General features: G+C 72.4%; 1 protein-coding gene and 1 pseudogene. Both read left to right on the plus strand.

Translation table 11 applies throughout. From position 1 onward, the window contains the following. Positions 1-242: pseudogene (locus ACRYR8_RS21190) on the plus strand (S-(hydroxymethyl)mycothiol dehydrogenase); the annotation flags it as partial. Continuing rightward, complete coding sequence (locus ACRYR8_RS21195) at positions 239-904, plus strand: MBL fold metallo-hydrolase (protein WP_432486243.1); 666 nt, start codon at positions 239-241, stop codon at positions 902-904. The pseudogene ACRYR8_RS21190 and the gene ACRYR8_RS21195, both read left to right, overlap by 4 nt. Positions 905-914 lie beyond the last annotated feature (10 nt).

Genomic DNA, 914 nt, shown 5'->3' on the forward strand with positions numbered 1-914 from the left:
AGATGCAGCTGAGCGTGCCGCTGCTGGACGTCTTCGGCCGCGGCGGGGCGCTGAAGTCGTCCTGGTACGGCGACTGCCTGCCCGAGCGCGACTTCCCCGCCCTGCTGGAGCTGCACGCCAACGGGCGCCTGCCGCTGGAGGCGTTCGTCACCGAGCGCATCGGCCTGGGCGAGGTGGAGGAAGCCTTCGCGACCATGAAGAGCGGCGACGTGCTGCGCAGCGTCGTGGTGATGGACCAGTGAACGCGCGCAGCACCGCGCGCGTCGAGCACCTGCTCACCTCCGGCACCTTCAGCCTGGACGGGCAGACCTTCGACGTCGACAACAACGTCTGGATCGTCGGCGACGACTCCGAGGTCGTCGTCCTGGACGCCCCCCACGACGTCGACGCGATCGCCGCCGCGATCGGGGACCGCCGCCTGCTGGCGGTGCTGTGCACCCACGCGCACGACGACCACGTGCGCCGCGCCCCCGAGCTCGCCGAGCGCTTCAGCACCGAGCAGCACCGCGTCCCGGTGCTGCTGCACCCCGCCGACCGGCAGGTGTGGGAGCTGACCCACCCGGACCAGGACGCGCGCACCGCCACCGTCGACCTGGTGCACGGGCAGGTCCTGACCGTGGCCGGCACCGAACTGCACGTGCTGCACACCCCCGGGCACACCCCCGGCGCGGTGTGCGTCTACGCCCCGGCCCTGGGCACCGTCTTCACCGGCGACACCCTCTTCGCCGGCGGCCCCGGCGCCACCGGGCGCTCCTTCTCCAGCTTCGACACGATCATCGACTCCATCCGCGACGTGCTGCTGGAACTGCCCCCGGAGACCCGCGTGCTCACCGGCCACGGCCAGGACACCACCATCGGCGACGAAGCCCCGCACCTGGACGAGTGGATCACCCGCGGGCACTGACGGCTACCGC

The sequence above is a fragment of the Kineococcus esterisolvens genome, from assembly GCF_050871405.1.
Lineage (GTDB): Bacteria > Actinomycetota > Actinomycetes > Actinomycetales > Kineococcaceae > Kineococcus.